Genomic DNA, 20235 nt, shown 5'->3' with positions numbered 1-20235 from the left:
GGTGGCTTGTCGCGGGTGTGAGTTGGAGTTTCCGGTGGGTGCGTATCCGGTGTATCCGGGGAATCGGGTGATGGAGACGACCACGGGTGTGGGTGGTAACGAGCTGACGTTGACCACCGCGTTCGGGGTGAACGGTTTGGAGGTGCCGGTGAGCGGGAAGGTGGTGATTGGTGAGGTGTTTGATCGGGTGGATCGGCCGAGTGCGGCGGTGGCGGCGCAGAAGTGGGCTGCGCGGGGGCAAGGTGTACAGGCGGTGGCCGACACCGATCAGGGTGGGCATGTGTTCGGTTTCCGGTTTGTGTTGGCGCAGGGGTTGCGCAACATGTTTGCTCAGGATGGGTATTTCAATATGACGCCGTATCGGGTGATGGAGAATGAGTGGGCTGATTTCGCCCGGTACGGGGCGCGGGTCGAGGCGACGATCGACCTGGATGCGCCGGTCGTGGGGGAGAGGCCGGAGACGGTGACCGTTGATGGGAAGGCGTACTCGGCGAGGTCGAATAACTTGTTGGAAGAGGTGGATCTTGGCCACAAATTCGGTAATGATTCGTCGCAGCGGTACAAGCGGCGTTATTACAAGAAGCAGATCGTGGCAGTTGTTGCGGAAGCGGAAGCGGGTGAGCGTTGATGTCTGAACCGGAGGCTGGTTTGCGATGGTTGGGTTCTCAATTGGCGGATATTGTGGTGCATTCGACCGGGGACCTGTGGGAGGGGCCGTGGGACCGGTACATGTTCATTGCTCATTTCGAGCCGGGGCACAGCGTATTCACGAAGGCGGCGTGGGTGGGTGGTGAGCGAATCAGACGACGGCCAGTAGGGATTTCGATAGAAGATTTAGAAAATTTCAATACGGTTGTGCGGGACTTTCGCCGCGAGTTTCCGGTGCCTTTGTGGTTGTTTGATGCTTTGGTGGTGGTGGTGGATCGGGAACCGGTGCGGGGTGTGGTGCATGTGGTGTGTGGTGATGTGGCTGCGGATTTTGAGGCGTCGATGGCCACGGCGGGTGAGGTGAAGGCGCGGGCGATTGACATGTTCGGGGATTTGGTGGAGCCGTCGGTGGTGTGTGGTCGGCCGATTGTGGTGGCTGATGGTGGGTCGGCGGTGGATCGGGTGGCGGCGTTTGTGGCGGTGAGTCCGGTGTCGGGGTTTGTGGTGGAGGATGCGGTGGTGTCTCGGGTGGATGGTGGGTGGCGGGTGTTTGTGCGGGATAGGCCTGGCCAGATACGTGTGGATCGGACATATTTTTTGGTTGCTGATGATGGTGGGGTGTTTCCGGTGTCGTCGGGTGAGCCGCCGGCGCAGGCGGTGGCCAGGTTACTGGGCCGGTGACTATTACGAAGTGACTTCCCGGCAGGGTGCTCCGCGTTCGTCGGACGGGTGCGCGCTGATTCGATCGGCGGCGCGGTCGTCACTCGGGTGTAAGGCCGAGACGGCCCGCGGTCTCCAGGATCGCAGTCTCCAGGCGAGCGTGGTGAGTATTAGCCACGTCGAGTACGGCGCTGACGTCGCGAGCGGTGAATCCGTCCAACAGAGCCGCATGGTCGTCGTTCAGGAGCTCCTGGGTGGCCGAGCTCACGCTGCGCATGATTTGGAACGGCTCGGTCAGATTCCACGTCGACTCGAACATCGACAACAAACGTGGCATCGCGCACGGCGCGGTCAGACACATGTGGAACTGCCTCGACACGTCGTGAAACGACTTGCCGTCGCCCCACTTGGTGGCGGTCACCAGTTGCTCGTGGCAGCCACGTGCGGCTGCGATATCGGCCTCGGAGACACGGTCGACGGCCTGGGCGAGCGCGGCCTGTTCGAGGACGCCGCGAACGAAGTAGATCTCCTTGAGTTCGTCGGCCGACAGCGAACTCACCCGATATCCGGAATTACGCTGGTGGACAACCAGTCCCTCGCCGACGAGAGTCTTGAGTGCCTCCCGCACCGGGATCGGACTCACACCAAAGGCGTCGGCGACCTCACCCGGGGGAATGACGGTGCCCGGCGGTGCGCCACCGGAGAGGATCAGTCGGCGCAACTCCTCCTCGATGTTCGCGTGCTCGTGATGTGATCGGACCTCGACGAGTTTCGCGACCAGGAGATTGGGCCGACGGCGGTTCACGACAGCCGGGCCTGATCCGACACCGAATGCGCGGCATCCCAGCCGAATTCGGCGGCGCGGGCCAGCCGGTGCGATTCGGCGTGGGCGGCGGCGGCCGAGGGATGACGCAAGACCCAATCGGCAACCGCGTTGGTCAGTCGTTGCTGATTGTTGCGCTTGACGATCTCGTGGCCCTCATCACCGAACATCAGCAACTCGGCCACCCGACCACGCGACCGCAATTCGTGCACGATCTGCTGGGATTCACTGACCGGAACGTTGGTGTCGTGGGCGCCGTGTATCACCAGCAACGGAGCGCACACCTCGTCTATCCGGTGGATCGGGGACAAGTCACGCAGCAGCTCGCGATCCGACTCCGGATGACCGTACTTGGTGTAGGCGGCCACCGCGATCCACGGCTCGGTGTTGCGGAAGAACGACTCGAGATCACTCATACCGCAGATAGCGATACCGGCCGCGAAGAGATGGGGGTGAAAAGTCAAGCACGCCAATGTCAGATAGCCACCATAGGACCGCCCCGAAACGTAGAGCGCGTCGGGATCGGCGATACCGGCATCGACGAGATACTCGGCACAATCGGCCGCGTCGTCGATCCCCGCGTACCGGCCGTAGCGGTCGTCGGCGTGTGAGAACAGGCGCCCGTACCCCGAGGACCCGCGCACGTTGGGAGCGAACACCCCGATGCCGGCGTCGACGAGCGGGCCGAAAAGGAAGTGATAGTCGGGCCGCGTCTGCGCCTCGGGGCCACCGTGAAAATACAACAGGTACGGGGTCGGAGCGTCGCCGGCGTCGGCTGAGCGCTGTGCTGGCCGAAACAGCCAACCCGACAACGGCATCCCGTCGCGCGCGGAGAATGCGTGCAGCTCGGGCCGCAGAGTGTGCGACGGGCCGGTGCCGGCCACCATGTCGTCGCGGACCGGTGTGACCTCCCGGCTCGCGGTGTTGATCAGATGCACCAGCGGCGAGCGCTGCGGACTCGACACCGTCACCGCGACGAGAGTGCCCGCCGCACTGATCGACAACTCCGACGCCACGTCACCCGGCAGTGGAATCGGATCGTGCAGTGTCTGATCGGGAAGCGTCATGATCTGTAACTCGCTGTGCCCGTCGGTGTTCCACAACATCGCGACCGTTGATTGGTCGTGGGAGACCGCGAAGGCGTCGAGGCCGCAGCCCGCGCGCTGTGCCAGCACCCGGAAGCGTGTTCCGGTGCGGGTCACCTCCACACCGAGTAGGCGCGGATACTTGGCGTCGAAGTCGCTGCGCACCACGGCTTGTACCGAGTCGAGATCACGCTCGGCGTCACCGGGCGGCCCGACGAACACCAGCGACGGGTGGTCGAAGCCCTGGTCGAGAATGTACCCGTCGTCGGTCACCGAACCCGGATCGTTGGGCAACAGCGTGCTCATCTCGACCTCCGGCTCGTCCTCACGGGCCCCGACCGCGAGTGCCGGACGCAGCGGACGCGCCGAACGACGAATGTGACGATCAAGCGGACCGGCCGATCCCGTGCCGTCCTGACGCTCCCGGCGTCGCAACAGCAGCATGTCGTGGTAACCGCGCGGGCCGACACGTAGCAACGTTGCACCCTTCCACGAATCGATCAGTGCGCCACCAACACGCACATCGAGGGTCTGGGTGGCGCCCGTGCTCGGATGAATCCGCAGCGAGTGCGCGGTGCCGTCGGTCGCCGTGGCGGTGATCAGGACCCAATCGGTGTCCCAACCGACGAGCGTCACCGTACCGAAAGACCGCTCGGAGCCCGCGGTGTAGGGGTTGCCGTCGGGACGGGTGGCGGCGACGCGATGTGCGGTGTCGTCGTCGGGATCGGTCGTCACGACCCACACCTGGTGGTGCTCACCGCCGCCGGGCGCCAGCTCCACCGCGAGCCACTGGCCGTCGCTGGAATGCACGAGCTTGCGCACCGGTCCGGTCCCCGGCACCCGCACCCACCGCAGTTCGCCGACCCCGTCGGGCGTCAGCACCCGCTGTGCCGCACGCGGATAACCGGTCCCGTCGTCGACGATGTAGGCGAATGCCGACCCGTCCGGGGAGACCGACGGACCGTACGTGTGCCACCCGTTCTCGTCGAAGCGCACCGAGTACGCCGGGTCGGGGACGCCGGCGGCGATGGAATCGGGTGTCGACGCCTGCGCGCCGGGCGGAACGGACGGCGTCACGGTGCGGTGAGACCTTCCATGGTCTGCAACCACATCTCGAGCATCGCGACCTGCCACAGCTCGTTGCCGTCGAGGCGAGTACGAATCCCATTGGGATCTGCGAACAGTCGGTCGAGCGCGGCCGGCCGGTACAGCCCGCGGTCGGTTGCTGAGCGCGTCTTGAGTACATCGGCGACGAGATCGAACACCTCGCCCTCAAGATGCCGGATACCCGGCACCGGAAAGTACCCCTTGGTGCGGTCGATGACGGCCGAGGGCAGCATCGCGCGACTGGCCTCCTTCAGTACGCCCTTGCCGCCATGTGCCAGTTTGAGATCCGGCGGGCAGGTGGCGGCGAGCTCGACGAACTCGTGGTCGAGGAAGGGCACGCGTGCTTCGAGTCCCCAGGCCATGGTCATCGTGTCGACCCGCTTGACCGGGTCGTCGACCAGCATGACCGTCGTATCGAGTCGTAGCGCTGCGTCGACCGAGGTGTGCGCACCCGGCGCCGACTGATGGGCCAGTGCGAACTCCCAACTCGGGTCGACATCGCGCTCGGCCAACAGATAATCGTCGGAGAGGATCGCGGCGATCTCCTCGTGCGACCGATCGAAGAAGACCTCACGGTAGGCCTTCGTCGTCTCCGGGCGCGCGATACCGGCCAGCGGCGGATACCAGGAGTAACCGCCGAGGATCTCGTCGGCACCCTGCCCGGACTGCACCACCTTGATGGACTTGCTCACCTCCTGCGAGAGGAGATAGAACGCGACGCAATCGTGGCTGACCATCGGCTCACTCATTGCGGCGATCGTGTCGCCGACGGCAGGCAGCAGCCGGTCGGTGCCGATGTGGATCTTGTGATGATCGGTGCCGAAGGTATCGGCGATGAGGTCGGAGTAGGCGTATTCATCGCCCGATTCGCCTGCTGCGGAATCGAACCCGATGCTGAAAGTGGCGAGGTCTGTCTGGCCCTGCTCGGCCAGCAGCGCCACCACCAGTGACGAGTCGATGCCCCCGGACAGCAACACCCCGACCGGGACGTCGGCGACCATCCGACGCCGCACCGCAGTGCGCAGCGAATCAATCAACTCGTGCTGCCAGCGCTTCTCGTCCCAGTCGGTCCGATCGGCATGCGGAGCGAACATCGGCTCCCAGTACCGGCGTTCGGTGCTGCGGCCATCGCGGGTGATGGTCCGGACGGTGGCCGGTGGCAGTTTGCCGATGCCGCTGTACATCGTGCGCGGTGCGGGAACCACTGCGTGAAAGCTGAAGTAGTGGTGCAGCGCGACCCTGTCGATGGAGGTGTCGACGTCCCCGGCCCGCAGCAGCGCCTGCAACGACGACGCGAACCGCAACCGCCCGGGCGTTTCCGCCAGATACAACGGCTTGATGCCCAGACGATCACGAGCCAGGGTCACCGTGCCCGAATCGGTGTCGACGACGGCGAATGCGAACATCCCGATCAGGCGGTCGACGCAGTCGGCGCCCCACGCATGAAACGCCTTGAGAATGACTTCGGAATCGGCGTGGGAGAAGAAGCGGTAGCCCTTGCCCTCGAGTTCGTGGCGCAACTGCTGATAGTTGTAGATACATCCGTTGAACACCAACGCCAGCCCCAACTCGGGATCGACCATCGGCTGACCGCCCCGCTCGGACAGGTCGATGATCTTCAGGCGCCGATGCCCCAGGGCCACACTGCCTTTCATGTAGACCCCGCAGGCGTCCGGTCCCCGCCGGGTCATCGCGGCGGTCATCGCGCCGACCGAAGAGACGTCGGGTGTGGACCCATCGAAGCGGATCTCGCCGCAGACTCCACACATGAAATAGCGACCTTTCGTCTCCATGTCGCGGCAGACGCGACGTCATCGTCCCAGCCTAGGAGTTCTGGCCCGGTGCGTCAGCGTGAGTCGTCGCCCGCGCGTGGCGTCACCCAGGTGGTGATGTCGGCGTGGACCACCTCGGTGCCGTACGTGTCGAGGATGCGGACGGAGACGACGACGTCGGTTCCGATACTGATCGCCTCGACGTCGATCGGTCCGGTCAGGGTCGCCTCCGCGGTCAATCGCGTGGTGGCCTTGGCCAGGTAGTGCGTCGACATGGCCTTGGGTAGCCAGCGATGCGACGGCGGCAGGCTGGCCTCCATCAGCATGCCCATCGCGGCCTCGGCAAGGTTGCAGGCCGCGATCGCGTGGAAGGTGCCGATGTGGTTGTACACGCCGATCCACTTGGGCGCGCTCACCTTGCAGAACCCGGGACGCATCTCCTCGACCAGGGGCAGCACGGTGCCGAAGTAGGGAACGCGCGCGACCATACCGAGTGAGAACAGGGCGCGGCCGAGGACGTTGTCGGGTAAGCGCCGGCGCAGGGCGTAGGTCGCGGTCATCGCCGATGGTCGAGCATCGGCGGTGCGTGCGGGCTTGGTCGTCATGGAACCGACCCTAACCGCTCACCGGTTCGGGACGAGCGCGCCGTGCTCAGCTGAGGTCGCCGGCGATCGGCTGTGGGCGCTGCGGGCCTATCTGCGTAGGTACTGACAGGACGCTTCGGCTGTACCGGGCTATACGACCCAACCCCCCATGAGCCACGCAGAAACCTCGCGGCACGCGCGACGTCCATTACCCGAAAAGGTCTGTGGGGTAACGGCTCAGACACGCAGCGAATGTTGCCTCGGGGAGTGGCTGGGCTCTCCCGATCACACCGATGGCGACGTCGCCGGGGCTGTGCACGGCGGACTGTCGGCCTCGTCGGTCTGTCGATCCGCGAAAGGGAAACTCCGATGACAACAGCGACCGCCAAGCGTTCGGGCATCACCATCGAGCGCACCGCGGCCGGTGTCGTAGCCGCCGGTGCCATCATCACCGGCGTCGGAGCAAGGGCGGGCCTCGCCTCAGCGGCCGTCTCCGCGGGCCTCGGTGTCCGCCCACAGGTCGCGGTGGCGACGCGGCTTTCTGATCCGAATGATTGACATGCGCGGTGAATGTCCGTTCCGAGGCCACAGTTCGATGCGTTCGAACCTCGGCAGAGGTATGCGCGAATGATCGGCCTCGGGTCGGTGTCGACGAGCAATGACATTGACGTCTCGTCGTTGACGTCTGCGTTCCAGGGATGGTTCACCCAGGAGTTCGAACGCGAACAGGGTTCCAGCGACTCGTCCGACGACAGCACGGCAGCGCCAGGCGTGTGGACTTTTTCTCCGACCCCGGTGCGGCGGTCTTGGCCGATGGCAAGCGTCCCGCCGACAACACCGCGCTCGTGGGTCCGGCCCCCCGACGTACACGCTGGCTACGGACTGTGGAATTGTGCTCGTCGCGGCGCTGGTCGTACTGATCGTCGCCGTCGGCGGTCCACCCCGCTTCGGCTGGTAGGTGCATCGGCGACGACCCCTACCGTCACGGCCGACGACGTGTGCGGACCTGCGGGCTGCGTTGCTGATGATCGACCCCTTCACCCCTCGCCACAGGGCAGCCCGGTTCCGTCGGTGCCGAACCTTGCGATCAGGTGCGACGGGATGTCGAGTACCTCGGCCAGCGACACCGTGAACATCACGGCACCGACGATTGCCAGCAGAATCGCAAGGAGTACCCACGCCGCACGCACCTGTGTGCCACATACCGCCACCTTGAGAACGAGTGCGCCGCCGGCGAGCACGCCGAGTGCGGCCGCGTAGGTGGCCGCCCAGGAAATGGGACGCAGGTCTGGCAACGCGGCGACCGGATGACACCTGATCGCGAGCATCTGCGCGTTCCAGTCGTTCTCGAGCTGCGCACGATGAGACAGGCAGAGAATCGCCACTACAACCCCGGCCGCAGCGAGGGTCACCATGGTCGGCCCCCACGGTGAGCCGCTTCGATCAGAGTGCATCATGGCTTTGGTTGTAGTACCCCGGCCCCGACAGCCGGTGACGTGTCGTTCGCGCAGCTGACCGAGCGGTCATTGCAGGTCGGATGGCATCAGGGGCCGATTTGAATCCACCCCGTAGCTGGTGCATACTTGTCGGGTTGCCTGGACGGCAGGTTGCGGGAATCTCTGCGGCTACGCTCAGGTGAATGACTCCCAGGCCCGGAAATCGGGGACTGGGCGTGTAACGCGTGCGCCGATTTCGGTTCACGGACCCGACACGCCCGACCGCGGGTGCCGGAGCAAATCGGTTCGTCTGATGGGCGAACCAACGTACAACGACAGATGAACAGCGTCGATCCCGACTCTCACGCGGTGATCTATGTGCCCGCCGGCGATTGATGCCGGCCCAGGTGCGCGGTGTTCGTCTGTCGAGAACAACTGACGGAAGAGGACACAGCGTGGCGGGACAGAAGATCCGCATCAGGCTCAAGGCCTATGACCACGAGGCGATCGACGCTTCGGCGCGCAAGATCGTGGAAACCGTGACCCGTACCGGGGCACGCGTGGTCGGCCCGGTGCCGTTGCCCACCGAGAAGAACGTGTACTGCGTCATCCGTTCGCCGCACAAGTACAAGGACAGCCGCGAACACTTCGAGATGCGTACCCACAAGCGACTCATCGACATCCTCGACCCGACGCCGAAGACGGTCGACGCGCTCATGCGCATCGACCTGCCGGCCAGCGTCGACGTCAACATCCAGTAGGGCGGGGGCGAAGAATCATGAGCAACCAGAGTTCAACCAAGGGCATCCTGGGCACCAAGCTCGGCATGACCCAGGTATTCGACGAGAACAACCGCGTCGTCCCGGTCACCGTCATCGCGGCGGGCCCGAACGTCGTGACCCAGCTGCGCACCGCGGAGCGTGACGGCTACACCGCCGTGCAGCTCGCCTACGGCGCCATCGATCCGCGCAAGGTCACCAAGCCGGTCGCCGGTCAGTTCAGCAAGGCCGGGGTCACCCCGCGCCGGCACCTGGCCGAGATTCGCGTGGCCGACGTCAGCGAGCTCGAGATCGGTCAGGAACTGACCGCGGAGATCTTCACCGACGGTGCGCTGGTCGACGTCACCGGCACATCCAAGGGCAAGGGCTTCGCCGGTCCGATGAAGCGTCACGGCTTCTCCGGTCTGGGCGCCAGCCACGGTGCACACCGCGTGCACCGCGCGCCGGGTTCCATCGGCGGCTGCGCCACCCCGGGCCGCGTGTTCAAGGGAATGCGGATGGCCGGACGTATGGGTAATGACAAGGTGACCACGCAGAACCTCACCGTCCACAAGGTGGACGCCGAGGCCGGCCTGCTGCTGATCAAGGGAGCGATCCCGGGTCGTCGGGGCGGCATCGTGGTGGTTCGCGACGCAGTGAAGGGTGGTGCTGACAAGTGAGCGCCGAAACCGCAGTCAAATTGACGCTGGACGTCCGCAACGCCGACGGCACGACCAACGGCACCGTTGATCTGCCCGCCGAACTGTTCGACGCGCCGGCCAACATCGCGCTGATGCACCAGGTTGTGGTGGCCCAGCAGGCCGCCGCGCGCCAGGGCACGCACGCCACCAAGACCCGCGGCGAGGTCCGCGGCGGTGGCGCCAAGCCGTACCGGCAGAAGGGCACCGGCCGCGCCCGTCAGGGTTCGACCCGCGCGCCGCAGTTCGCCGGTGGTGGCACCGTGCACGGCCCGCAGCCGCGCGACTACAGCCAGCGCACCCCGAAGAAGATGAAGGCGGCCGCCCTGCGCGGCGCGCTGAGCGATCGGGCTCGCAACGAGCGCATCCATGTGATCACCGAGCTGGTTCCCGGTCAGGTCCCCTCGACCAAGACCGCGCGTCAGTTCCTCGAGAGCCTGAGCGATCGTCGCAAGTTCTTGGTGGTGCTGGGCCGTGAGGACCTCACCGCATGGAAGAGCGTCGCGAACCTGCAGAACGTGCTGCCGATCTCGGCCGATCAGCTCAACACCTACGACGTCCTCGACGCCGATGAGGTGGTGTTCAGCGTAGAGACGCTCAACGCGTACATCGCTGCCAACGGATCCAAGACCGACCAGAAGGAGGCGTGAGCATGGCTATCCAGGCCAACCCGCGCGACATCATCCTGGCGCCGGTGATCTCGGAGAAGTCCTACGGGCTCATGGAGGAGAACGTGTACACCTTCCTGGTGCACCCGGACTCCAACAAGACGCAGATCAAGATCGCCGTCGAGCAAATCTTCGACGTGACCGTCGACAGCGTCAACACCGCGAACCGGCAGGGCAAGCGCAAGCGGACCCGCTTCGGCTACGGCCAGCGCCGCTCCACCAAGCGCGCGTTCGTGACGCTGACCGCCGACAGCAAGCCCATCGAGATCTTCGGAGGCTCGGTCAGCTGACCGGGACTCTTGGAATAGAGGGACTTTCACATGGCTATTCGTAAATACAAGCCGACGACACCCGGTCGTCGCGGGTCGTCCGGCTCGGATTTCGCCGAGATCACCCGTGACCATCCGGAGAAGTCGTTGGTCCGCCCGCTCCACGGACGCGGCGGTCGTAACGCGCACGGTCGCATCACCACTCGTCACAAGGGTGGCGGTCACAAGCGTGCCTACCGTCTGATCGACTTCCGTCGTAACGACAAGGACGGCGTCAACGCCAAGGTCGCACACATCGAGTACGACCCGAACCGCACCGCGCGGATTGCGTTGCTGCACTACGTCGACGGCGAGAAGCGCTACATCATCGCGCCCAAGAACCTCAAGCAGGGCGACGTGGTGGAAAGCGGTCCGACCGCCGACATCAAGCCCGGCAACAACCTGCCGCTGCGCAACATCCCGACCGGTACCCAGGTGCACGCCGTCGAGCTGCGCCCGGGCGGCGGCGCGAAGATGGCCCGCTCGGCCGGTGCGTCGATCCAGCTGCTCGGCAAGGAGGGCGCCTACGCGACCCTGCGTATGCCGTCCGGTGAGATCCGTCGCGTCGACGTGCGCTGCCGCGCCACCGTCGGCGAGGTCGGTAATGCCGAGCAGAGCAACATCAACTGGGGCAAGGCCGGCCGCATGCGGTGGAAGGGCAAGCGCCCGACCGTCCGCGGTGTGGTCATGAACCCGGTCGACCACCCGCACGGTGGTGGTGAGGGCAAGACCTCCGGTGGTCGTCACCCGGTCAGCCCGTGGGGTCAGCCGGAAGGCCGCACCCGCAAGAACAAGGCGAGCGACAAGCTCATCGTCCGTCGCCGTCGTACCGGCAAGAACAAGCGATAAGCACAGGAGGGAGTTAGAGAATGCCACGCAGCCTCAAGAAGGGCCCGTTCGTCGACGACCACCTGCTTGCCAAGGTCGACGCACAGAACGAGAAGGGCACCAAGCAGGTCATCAAGACCTGGTCGCGCCGTTCGACCATCATCCCCGACTTCATCGGGCACACCTTCGCCGTCCACGACGGTCGCAAGCATGTCCCGGTGTTCGTCTCGGACAACATGGTCGGGCACAAGTTGGGCGAGTTCGCCCCCACCCGTACCTTCAAGGGTCACATCAAGGATGACCGGAAAGCGAAGCGCCGGTAATGACTACAAAAGCCACTAGTCCCACCGCTGCAAATCCGGAAGCCCGGGCCACGGCCAAGTTCGTGCGCGTGACGCCGATGAAGGCACGCCGCGTGCTCGATCTGATCCGCGGCAAGAACGTCGACGAGGCCCTCGACATCCTGCGGTACGCCCCGCAGTCGGCGTCGGAGCCCGTGTACAAGGTGCTCGCCAGCGCGGTCGCCAACGCCGAGAACAACCAGGATCTCGATCGCCGGAGCCTGGTCGTTGCCACGGCTTACGCCGACGAGGGCCCGACCATGAAGCGGTTCCAGCCGCGCGCGCAGGGCCGCGCGTTCCGTATCCGCAAGCGCACCAGCCACATCACCGTGGTCGTGGAGAGCCTGCCGGAGAAGGCCGCCGCCGGCGGTCGCGGTCGTTCGCGTCAGCCGAAGAAGAAGGGAGCCTAGTAGTGGGCCAGAAAATCAACCCGCACGGCTTCCGTCTGGGCATCACCACCGACTGGAACAGCCGGTGGTACGCCGACAAGCAGTACGCGGAGTACGTGAAAGAGGATGTCGCCATCCGCAAGCTCCTCTCGCAGGGGCTTGAGCGCGCCGGCATCGCCAAGGTGGAGATCGAGCGCACCCGCGACCGGGTTCGCGTCGACATCCACACCGCCCGCCCGGGCATCGTCATCGGTCGCCGCGGCGCCGAGGCCGATCGCATTCGCGGCGAGCTGGAGAAGCTGACCGGCAAGCAGGTCCAGCTGAACATCCTTGAGGTCAAAAACCCTGAGTCCGAGGCGCAGCTGGTGGCCCAGGGGGTCGCCGAGCAGCTGAGCAACCGCGTGGCGTTCCGTCGCGCGATGCGCAAGGCCATCCAGTCGGCGATGCGTCAGCCCAACGTCAAGGGCATCCGGGTGCAGTGCTCGGGTCGCCTGGGCGGCGCGGAGATGAGCCGCAGCGAGTTCTACCGCGAAGGCCGTGTGCCCCTGCACACCCTGCGCGCCGACATCGACTACGGCTTGCACGAGGCCAAGACCACCTTCGGCCGGATCGGCGTGAAGGTGTGGATCTACAAGGGCGACATCGTCGGTGGCAAGCGTGAGCTGTCCGCAGCCGCGCCGGCCGCCGAGGACCGTCGTCCGCGTCGGCCGAGCCGTCCCCGCCGCAGCGGTGCCTCGGGCACCACGGCCACGAGCACCGACGCCGGTCGCGCTGCCGAGGCCCCAGCTGAGGCGACGGCAGCAGCCGGTGCACAGAAGCAGGAGGGCTAGGCAATGTTGATCCCACGGCGGGTCAAGCACCGCAAGCAGCATCACCCGAGCCTGAAGGGCCAGGCATCGGGCGGTACCAAGGTGACGTTCGGTGATTTCGGCATCCAGGCTCTGGAAGGCGCCTACATCACCAACCGTCAGATCGAGTCCGCTCGTATTGCCATCAACCGGCACATCAAGCGTGGCGGCAAGGTCTGGATCAACATCTTCCCGGACCGTCCGCTCACCAAGAAGCCGGCCGAAACCCGCATGGGTTCGGGTAAAGGCTCCCCCGAATGGTGGGTCGCCCCGGTCAAGCCGGGTCGCGTGCTGTTCGAGATGACCTACCCGAACGAGGAGATCGCTCGCGAGGCACTGCGCCGCGCGCAGCACAAGCTCCCGATCAAGACCCGAATCGTGACCAGAGAGGAGCAGTTCTGATGGGACTCGGAGTTGCCGCAGCCGAGCTGCGTGACCTCAGTGACACCGATCTGGTCGACCGCTTGAAAGAGTCGAAGGAAGAGCTCTTCAACCTTCGGTTCCAGATGGCCACCGGTCAGCTCGACAACAACCGGCGTCTGCGGACGGTGCGTCGCGAGATCGCGCGCATCTACACCGTGATGCGGGAGCGCGAGCTCGGTCTGGCGTCGGGACCGGATGGTGATGACGCATGAGTGAGGATGCGAAGGTGACCGAAACCCAGGAAGCATCGGCGACCGCCGAGCGTAACCGCCGCAAGGAGCGGATCGGTTACGTCGTCAGCGACAAGATGCAGAAGACCATCGTGGTCGAGCTGGAAGACCGTAAGCGTCACGCGCTGTACGGCAAGATCATCCGGACCACGAGCAAGGTCAAAGCGCACGACGAGAACGGCGATGCCGGCGTCGGCGACCGTGTGCGGATCATGGAGACCCGCCCGCTGTCGGCGACCAAGCACTGGCGACTCGTCGAGGTGCTGGAGAAGGCCAAGTAAGGCGTTCTCGCAACAGGATTCACGCCAAGCGGCCCGATCCCCCAGGGGATCGGGCCGCTTGGTCGTCGCAGTAGCCGCGAGTGCTATCGGTATTGGGGAAATACTGAAGTGCGGGGCCGCGACGGATCGAGATGCGGATGGCCCGTTCGGGTTTGGGATTGTCGATGCTCCCCGGCGCGACACTCGTCGCGTACCTGTCGGAGGTGGGATCGTTCGCCCGAGAGCGTGGATGCGCCTGACCTGATCGGCGCAAGGCCGGTTCGGCAGAGTCGTGCAATATCGCTGCGTCACGAGCAACTCGAGCATGGTGTGCAGACACTTCGAGCGACGTCCACAGTTGAACCGCCCGTCGAGATTCTGCCGACACAGTAAGTGGATTCTCATTGCGGCGGTAGACGATGTACTGATCGTCCTGACCTTCTCGATCCCCGTCAGGTCGATGGAATCGTGCTCGGGTGTCACCGGCGAACTCGACCATAGAGGGTCGGGTTCGGTAAGGGTTTCCCACCGGCGGATACACCGGTGGAGTACGGCGACCCGACGCTGACCGTGCCGAGCCCCGGTGAGAGTGCGGTGGCCACATGGTCGAGGGCGGTTCATGGAAAACCCATCCCCACCGCACGCGACGTCACCGACACCGCTCCGCAGCGCAGCGCAGGGCGCACCTTGATGGGAGGCCCCTCCCCTTCGACTGCGGCTGATCGAGCCGAATTCAGTGCCGGGATCGCCAATACTTCGGCGTCGGCGATGTCTAAACCCGAACGACGACGAGGTGGGTGAGTCGGTCGAGGTGGGCGAGAGCAGAAGGGCTCTCCACGCCCCGATGCAAGAGCACGCGCCGCGCCATACCCACGTTCTCCAGGAGTCCGACATGTCCGATGGTCGTCGGCAGGGTCCGGACGCGACTCGGCCCGTCCGACGCGGAGCGTCGGACGGGCCGGTGATCGGTTGCGGTGCCACGCCCGGAGAGGTGGCCGGAGGGTCTGCCCAACCGTCGCGGTGAGCGGTCGTCCACCCCCGCTCACAGGGTCAACAGTAGGAGACTGCCGCCGGGACCGACAGGGACTTAGGGCCCCACATCGGTGAAAAGTTGATCAACTGATCTGACGTTGGAGCCAGTTGATCGTCTCCTCACGCACGGGACGCGTGTCGCCGTCGAACTCGTGGTGCTTCTTGAGGAACGCCGCGACCAGTGGGCACACGCCGACGATGACCTTGCCCTGCGCCCGCGTGTCGTTGAGGGCCTGCTCGATCAGGATGGTGGCCAGGCCGCGTCCACCAAACTTCTCGTCCACCTCGGTGTGGAAGAAGATGCGTTCGGTCGCCCCATCGTGCTCGCGTTCGCGGTAGGCGGTGAAGCCGGCGATCTGTTCATCGACGCTGATCTGGTAGCGCTGCGAGTCGGCAATCTGGGAAACGTCTGCTTCTGCGCCGGTCTTGTCGAGGGTCATGTGGTCGAGGGTAGCGATGGGCTGGGAATGTCGAGCGGACAAAGCGGTCGGTTGTGATCCGACGATCATCGCGCCGAACGAGGTGCGGGTGCTCGCCTTACGCCGGGAGCGGCGTGAGGGGTCGATGTGGTCGCCACGTGCGGGTGGTCGGGTCCCAGGGTCGGAGGATCAACCAGAAGTAGGTGAACATCGCGAACTTGACGACGGCGTCGAGTGTCATCACCGCGGCGAGTCGGGTGTGCCCGTGTGCGCGTGCCGTCCGCCTACCGCCGAGAATGTAGTGGCGGTTGCGCCACGGCGACGTTCGTAGGCGACGACACGATGTCTCGGCCAGTAGTCGTGGATCAAATGCCACCCGCATTCCGCAGGCGGCCATGGACAAACCGACGTCGAGGTCTTCCCACACGTGCTCATCGGTGTGTAGGCGGTGGCGGATCTGACGCCAGGCAGCACGGCGGAGGATGTACGCAGGCCCGTGGACCGACCCGATCGATCCGCCCTCGGCCAGCTTGCCGTAGCTGCGCGCGGCCATCCGCTTCTGCAACCCCACGAAGGGGGCGTCAGCCAACAGGACGGGCCCGGTGAGTGCGGAGAACTCGCGACCCCGGGGACCCGCGAGGAACTCCACGCCCAGTGCCGCCCAGTCGGGTCCGACACGTGTGTCCGCATCGACCTTGGCTATCAGCTCCGAGGTCGCCGAGTCGAGGCCGCGTCGTCGGGCCGCGTGAACGCCCCGGATCGGCTCGAACTCGTGACGGACCGCGGGATGGCGCGCTGCGTAGTCGGCCACCACCGAGGCCGTTCGGTCGGTCGAGTTGTTGTCGACCACGATGATCTCGTCGATCGCTCTGGTCTGGGCGAGGAGGCTGTCGAGGCAGCCTGGCAACTGCGATTCCTCGTTGAATGCAGGAATAACAACGGAAAGCTTCACCGATGATCTCCCGAAAATCTGATGGTTTGGGCGTCGCGTCGTTAGCCAAGGTACACGATTCTTAGAGTTGCCTTAAATTCAACTGTGGGATTTGATTGGGCACCGAACTGTCGCCGAATGCTCGACAGTGATAGGACCTGTGAACTATCACCGTCGTGAATGACGGTAAGCGCCGACTGGAAGTGGGGGGCGACTCTCATGAATCGTTCGAGGATAGGTTTGGGGGCGAGGATGAGCGTGTTGATGCGGATCTGTGCGTAAGTTTGAATCGTGGAACCGCACTCCGAGGGGCGTCGGATCTCGCGGAACCGACACCGCGCGGAACTCCTCGTCTGTTTGCCGAAAGCGTCACCGAACGTAGAGGAAAGCAATGCCCGAAGCTCAGGAGTCTGTCTCGGCACGTGAGCCGAGGCATCGTAGGCATGCGAGCGTGCAGCCTGCCGGCGAGGTCGATCCCTTCGACGAGCCGGACCCTGTCGAGCAGCAGCTTCGCCGCTGGCGCGCCGAGCGCGCGGCAGGTGCGGTGGCGTCGGTACAAGGGCATTTCGGCTCGAATGGATCGACCTCGCCGAACGGTAACCCGCCGACATGGCAGGGTGGTCAACCGGTTCGTCGCCCGGTCACTGAGTCGACCGCACTCGGTCCGGGCCTGGTTGGTGGAGTCGCGCAGCGTTCGCAGCCGCTCCGGACCGATCCCGATGATGTTCTATCGACGGCGCCGTCGGCAAGTGCGCCGACCGCTCCGCCGCGCGGCGAATACAGCCCGCCGCAAGACGATCGAGCACCTCAGACGCGAGCGAATCCGACCTTTCACGAGACTCGACCGGCGGCGTTCGGGGGACGTCCCGCTCTTTTGCCGGTGGGCGATCCCGACGGCCGAGGGATCCTCGGTGAGTCTCGGTCGTCGATACCCCGGTCACCCGGACCGGTCCCTGCCGATCAAGGCGATGGCAGGGCGGCGGTCGGTGGCAAAACAGTCGGTGGCGGGTCAGCCGATGGGATCTCGCAGGCGGGCGAAAAGCCCTATGCGATCGTGGCATCCGGCCTGCACAAACGGTTCAAGGACACCATTGCTGTCGAGGATGTGAGCTTCGCCGTGCCGCAGGGTCAGATCGTCGCGATCCTCGGACCCAATGGGGCAGGCAAGACCACGACGGTCAATATGCTCTGCACTCTTCTGGCCCCCGACAAGGGCACGGCGACCGTGTACGGACACGATGTGGTCACACAAGCTTCAGCTGTTCGCCGATCGATCATGTTGACCGGACAGTTCGCCGCGCTGGATGAGGCATTGACCGGCCGCGAGAATCTCGTTCTGTTCGGGCGACTGTTGGGCCTATCGAAGTCCGTCGCGCGCGCCCGCGCCGACGAACTGCTCGACATGTTCTCGTTGACCGACGCCGGTGCAAAACGGGTGGGTCAGTACTCCGGCGGAATGCGTCGGCGGATCGATATTGCGTGTGGCCTCGTGACGCGGCCCAAGGTGGTGTTCCTCGATGAGCCGACGACAGGGTTGGATCCTCGCAGCAGACAAGAGGTGTGGGCCCTCGTCGAGCGACTTCGGGATTCGGGTGTGACGATTCTGCTCACCACGCAGTACCTCGAAGAAGCCGACGTGCTGTCCGACAGCATTGTGGTGATCGACAAGGGGCGGGTGATCGCAGAGGGCACATCGGATGAGCTCAAACTGTCGATCGGCGCCGCCTACTGTGAGGTGACCCCGGCCCACGCACGAGATCTCGACAGGTTGCGACGGCTCTTCGCCGATCTGATCCCCGATGGTGGCGGTGGCGGCGATGACCGCGTAGTCGCGGTTCCCGCACCACGCGGTCCCGAAACTCTCGTCGAGGTGATCCGCAGAACCACCGAGGCCGGCATCGAGCTCACCGATGTGGCAATGCGGCGACCGTCGTTGGACGAGGTCTTCCTGGCGTTGACCGATCCGCGTCGTGACCGATCGGGAACGACGTCGTGAGCCGGGGAGGAACTGTGCAATGAGCACAGGTTCCGAGGTTTCGGCCCTGGTGGCCGGGGGTGTACCGGGATCGCCGGAGGTGATCCCGCCGGGCGGTGCCGGGGTGAGGCTGGACCCTCACCCACGGTCGCTGCAGCAGTGGTGGGCGCTGACCGGCCGGGGCGTCTGGAAGGTCTTCGGCAACGGTGAGCTGATCTTTGCCTTCATCTCGCCGGCGTTCCTGGCGGTCTGCTTTTATCTGCCGCTTCGCAGCATCATGAACGAGGCGCCCGGAATGAATTACGGCCAGTTCCTCATGCCGATCATCGTTCTGCAGTCGGTGGGCTTCGCTGCGTCGTCTGCGGCGATGCGGGCCGCCAATGATGGTGCCGAGGGCATCAACACCCGGTTTCGGGTTCTGCCCATGTCGGCGGCGATACCCATGCTGGCGAGAACCGCCACGAATCTCGTCCTGCTGGCGGTGTCCCTGCTGTGTGCGGCTGTCGCGTGCCTGATCATCGGTTGGAGAGCGGACGGGGGGGTGCTGGGCACTGTTGGGCTCTTTGCCTTGGCAGCGACCATCGGTGTTCTGTTTTCCCTGCTGGCCGACGGGATCGGTCTCTTGGCAGGCACACCGGAGGCGACCAGTCAGGCGATGGCGCTGCCCACCCTCATCCTGGGGATGCTCTCGACCGGTTTTGTGCCCTTGGCCCAATTCCCCGAGTGGATTCAGCCGTTCGTGCGCAACCAGCCGATCTCGCAATTCGCCGACTCGATGCGTGCCCTCGATGCGGGCACTGCGACGTGGGAGCTCGTGCGGCCCTCGCTGGCGTGGTGTGTCGGTCTGCTCTTCGCAGCGGTGGTGTTGTTGATCCTCGGTGCCCGAAAGTCCCGCGGATGAGCGCCGAAGGCTCGCGAGGTCTCGACGATTTCGCCCCTCCCGCACTCCACGTCCCCGACGAGAGCTCGATCCGGGCGTGGTGGTCGCAAAGTGTGCCGCTCACCGGCCGGCAGGTCGTCGTCTTCGTGCGGGACTTTCCGACTCTGCTGCAAGCGCTGATCTTCCCCGCCCTGAGCATGCTGATGTTCAAGGTCGTCCTCGGCGATGCGATCGGGTCGGCCACCGGCCAGAACAGCGCATACGGCACCGTGCCGCTCGTGATCCTGGTCGGAGCGATGTTTGGTTCGATCGCGTCGGCTACCAGGCTGAACCATGAACGGGCCACGGGCTTGCTCGCTCGTCTCTACGTGCTCCCGATCAACCGGGCGGCCGACGTGTCATCGCGGGTAGGCGCCGAGCTGATCCGCATCCTGATCACGACTGTGATCCTGCTGGGGGCCGGGTTTCTCATCGGCTTCCGCTTCACGCAAGGTCTCGGCCCGGCGATCGGGCTGGTCGTGGTCGCTCTGGCCTACGGCGCCGCCTTCTCGATGATGACGCTGGCCTTGGCGGTCAACGCCCGACCAGGTGCCCCGATCGTGCCCTACCTGGGACTGGCATCGAGCTTGCTGATGTTTTTCAACTCTGGGTTCTCGCCGGTGAGCGCATACCCCACATGGCTGCAGCCGGTGGTCGCCAATCAACCCATGACCCCCGCCATCGAGGCGATGCGCGCACTCGCTGTGGGTGGCGCGCTCACCGAGAATCTCCTCAAGGTGGCCGTGTGGGTTGTGGTGATCATCGGTGTGTCGCTTGTTCCCGCTTTGCGCGGATATCGGCGAGCTGCGCGGGACCGATGACAGGAAACCCACAGTTCGCCGGTGAAGCGAACAGTGATGTCACAGGAGACATGTCAAATTCGAGGTCGCGAATGCACCACGGTATGCCGGGTGCGACTCGTGACGTCCGATTCCGCTCGGTGTACGCCGACCAGTGCGATATATCGCGTAACGTCGTGCCCAATTGTCAGCGATTGAAAAAATGGCCCGCGCTCACGGGTTACTCTTCCGCGAGCCGCCGCAATAGTCCTCGAGTGCTCGTTTTGAGGTTCAGTCCGTGTCGTGGAAATGTA

At 65.1% G+C, this 20235-nt stretch carries 24 protein-coding genes; 17 read left to right on the top strand and 7 right to left on the bottom strand.

Features of this window, described 5'->3' with window-relative positions; translation table 11 throughout:
- Positions 1–70 precede the first annotated feature (70 nt).
- Both EF294_RS11240 and EF294_RS22065 read left to right on the top strand, forming a co-directional pair.
- Positions 71–628, top strand: a complete 558-nt coding sequence (locus EF294_RS11240) for a DNA/RNA non-specific endonuclease (RefSeq protein WP_246007810.1) — start codon at positions 71–73, stop codon at positions 626–628.
- Entirely contained in the window at positions 628–1329 is a 702-nt protein-coding gene (locus EF294_RS22065) for a hypothetical protein (RefSeq protein WP_123929604.1), read from the top strand. The genes EF294_RS11240 and EF294_RS22065 overlap by 1 nt, the downstream gene beginning before the upstream one ends.
- Before the next feature lie 79 nt (positions 1330–1408).
- Here the strand turns inward: EF294_RS22065 and EF294_RS11230 are convergent, their stop codons facing one another.
- From EF294_RS11230 to EF294_RS11215, 4 genes are all read right to left on the bottom strand, one after another.
- Positions 1409–2113 carry a GntR family transcriptional regulator gene (locus EF294_RS11230; protein ID WP_123929602.1) on the bottom strand — a complete coding sequence of 235 codons (705 nt, stop codon included), beginning with the start codon at positions 2111–2113 and terminating at the stop codon, positions 1409–1411.
- A complete protein-coding gene (locus EF294_RS11225; protein WP_123929600.1) occupies positions 2110–4293 on the bottom strand; it encodes an alpha/beta hydrolase family protein in 2184 nt (727 codons plus the stop codon). Before EF294_RS11225 ends, EF294_RS11230 begins: the two co-directional genes overlap by 4 nt.
- A complete protein-coding gene (locus tag EF294_RS11220) occupies positions 4290–6092 on the bottom strand; it encodes an N-acetylglutaminylglutamine amidotransferase (RefSeq protein ID WP_123929597.1) in 1803 nt (600 codons plus the stop codon). The genes EF294_RS11225 and EF294_RS11220 overlap by 4 nt, the downstream gene beginning before the upstream one ends.
- A gap of 77 nt (positions 6093–6169) precedes the next feature.
- Positions 6170–6700 carry a hotdog fold domain-containing protein gene (locus tag EF294_RS11215; protein WP_123929594.1) on the bottom strand — a complete coding sequence of 177 codons (531 nt, stop codon included), beginning with the start codon at positions 6698–6700 and terminating at the stop codon, positions 6170–6172.
- 348 nt (positions 6701–7048) lie between these two features.
- Between EF294_RS11215 and EF294_RS11210 the strand changes: the two genes are divergently transcribed.
- On the top strand, positions 7049–7237 hold the full coding sequence (locus EF294_RS11210) for a hypothetical protein (RefSeq protein ID WP_123929591.1): 189 nt from the start codon (positions 7049–7051) through the stop codon (positions 7235–7237).
- Positions 7238–7716: 479 nt separating this feature from the next.
- Here EF294_RS11210 and EF294_RS11205 read toward each other — a convergent pair whose 3' ends face one another.
- Positions 7717–8136, bottom strand: coding sequence for a hypothetical protein (locus EF294_RS11205; RefSeq protein WP_123929589.1), 420 nt, complete (start codon positions 8134–8136; stop codon positions 7717–7719).
- A 434-nt stretch (positions 8137–8570) separates the two neighbouring features.
- Between EF294_RS11205 and rpsJ the strand changes: the two genes are divergently transcribed.
- From rpsJ to rpsQ, 11 genes are read left to right on the top strand one after another with little or no spacing between them, the layout of a single operon-like run.
- Entirely contained in the window at positions 8571–8876 is a 306-nt protein-coding gene (rpsJ, locus tag EF294_RS11200) for a 30S ribosomal protein S10 (RefSeq protein ID WP_003938093.1), read from the top strand.
- A gap of 17 nt (positions 8877–8893) precedes the next feature.
- On the top strand, positions 8894–9553 hold the full coding sequence (gene rplC, locus EF294_RS11195) for a 50S ribosomal protein L3 (RefSeq protein ID WP_123929586.1): 660 nt from the start codon (positions 8894–8896) through the stop codon (positions 9551–9553).
- A complete protein-coding gene (gene rplD, locus EF294_RS11190) occupies positions 9550–10221 on the top strand; it encodes a 50S ribosomal protein L4 (RefSeq protein ID WP_123929584.1) in 672 nt (223 codons plus the stop codon). The genes rplC and rplD overlap by 4 nt, the downstream gene beginning before the upstream one ends.
- A gap of 2 nt (positions 10222–10223) precedes the next feature.
- Positions 10224–10529, top strand: coding sequence for a 50S ribosomal protein L23 (gene rplW / locus EF294_RS11185; protein WP_006367913.1), 306 nt, complete (start codon positions 10224–10226; stop codon positions 10527–10529).
- Positions 10530–10559: 30 nt separating this feature from the next.
- Complete coding sequence (rplB, locus tag EF294_RS11180; RefSeq protein ID WP_006367914.1) at positions 10560–11396, top strand: 50S ribosomal protein L2; 837 nt, start codon at positions 10560–10562, stop codon at positions 11394–11396.
- A gap of 20 nt (positions 11397–11416) precedes the next feature.
- Positions 11417–11698, top strand: a complete 282-nt coding sequence (gene rpsS / locus EF294_RS11175) for a 30S ribosomal protein S19 (RefSeq protein ID WP_006367915.1) — start codon at positions 11417–11419, stop codon at positions 11696–11698.
- Positions 11698–12126 (top strand): 50S ribosomal protein L22, encoded by a 429-nt coding sequence (gene rplV / locus EF294_RS11170; RefSeq protein WP_123929581.1) that lies wholly within the window; start codon positions 11698–11700, stop codon positions 12124–12126. Before rpsS ends, rplV begins: the two co-directional genes overlap by 1 nt.
- Before the next feature lie 2 nt (positions 12127–12128).
- Entirely contained in the window at positions 12129–12935 is an 807-nt protein-coding gene (gene rpsC, locus EF294_RS11165; RefSeq protein WP_123929578.1) for a 30S ribosomal protein S3, read from the top strand.
- 3 nt (positions 12936–12938) lie between these two features.
- A complete protein-coding gene (gene rplP, locus EF294_RS11160) occupies positions 12939–13355 on the top strand; it encodes a 50S ribosomal protein L16 (RefSeq protein ID WP_006367918.1) in 417 nt (138 codons plus the stop codon).
- The gene (gene rpmC / locus EF294_RS11155) at positions 13355–13588 is read left to right on the top strand and encodes a 50S ribosomal protein L29 (protein WP_006367919.1); all 234 of its coding nucleotides are present in this window, start codon (positions 13355–13357) and stop codon (positions 13586–13588) included. The genes rplP and rpmC overlap by 1 nt, the downstream gene beginning before the upstream one ends.
- Entirely contained in the window at positions 13585–13887 is a 303-nt protein-coding gene (gene rpsQ / locus EF294_RS11150; protein ID WP_123929575.1) for a 30S ribosomal protein S17, read from the top strand. The genes rpmC and rpsQ overlap by 4 nt, the downstream gene beginning before the upstream one ends.
- 1094 nt (positions 13888–14981) lie before the next feature.
- Here rpsQ and EF294_RS11145 read toward each other — a convergent pair.
- Positions 14982–15338 carry a GNAT family N-acetyltransferase gene (locus EF294_RS11145; RefSeq protein ID WP_123929572.1) on the bottom strand — a complete coding sequence of 119 codons (357 nt, stop codon included), beginning with the start codon at positions 15336–15338 and terminating at the stop codon, positions 14982–14984.
- Between the two features lie 97 nt (positions 15339–15435).
- Positions 15436–16269, bottom strand: coding sequence for a glycosyltransferase family 2 protein (locus EF294_RS11140; RefSeq protein ID WP_123929569.1), 834 nt, complete (start codon positions 16267–16269; stop codon positions 15436–15438).
- A 370-nt stretch (positions 16270–16639) separates the two neighbouring features.
- On the opposite strand from EF294_RS11140, the gene EF294_RS22060 reads away from it, so the two are divergent.
- The 3 genes from EF294_RS22060 to EF294_RS11125 are packed head-to-tail and all read left to right on the top strand — an operon-like array spanning position 16640 to position 19963.
- The gene (locus EF294_RS22060) at positions 16640–18244 is read left to right on the top strand and encodes an ATP-binding cassette domain-containing protein (RefSeq protein WP_246007809.1); all 1605 of its coding nucleotides are present in this window, start codon (positions 16640–16642) and stop codon (positions 18242–18244) included.
- 19 nt (positions 18245–18263) lie between these two features.
- Positions 18264–19124 carry an ABC transporter permease gene (locus EF294_RS11130; RefSeq protein ID WP_123929563.1) on the top strand — a complete coding sequence of 287 codons (861 nt, stop codon included), beginning with the start codon at positions 18264–18266 and terminating at the stop codon, positions 19122–19124.
- The gene (locus tag EF294_RS11125) at positions 19121–19963 is read left to right on the top strand and encodes an ABC transporter permease (protein WP_123929560.1); all 843 of its coding nucleotides are present in this window, start codon (positions 19121–19123) and stop codon (positions 19961–19963) included. Before EF294_RS11130 ends, EF294_RS11125 begins: the two co-directional genes overlap by 4 nt.
- Positions 19964–20235: the final 272 nt, after the last annotated feature.

Origin of the sequence: Gordonia oryzae, assembly GCF_003797185.1 — a bacterium.
Lineage (GTDB): Bacteria > Actinomycetota > Actinomycetes > Mycobacteriales > Mycobacteriaceae > Gordonia > Gordonia oryzae.
Note: the sequence above shows the minus strand (reverse complement) of the source record. Positions and strands in the feature narration are given on the sequence as shown.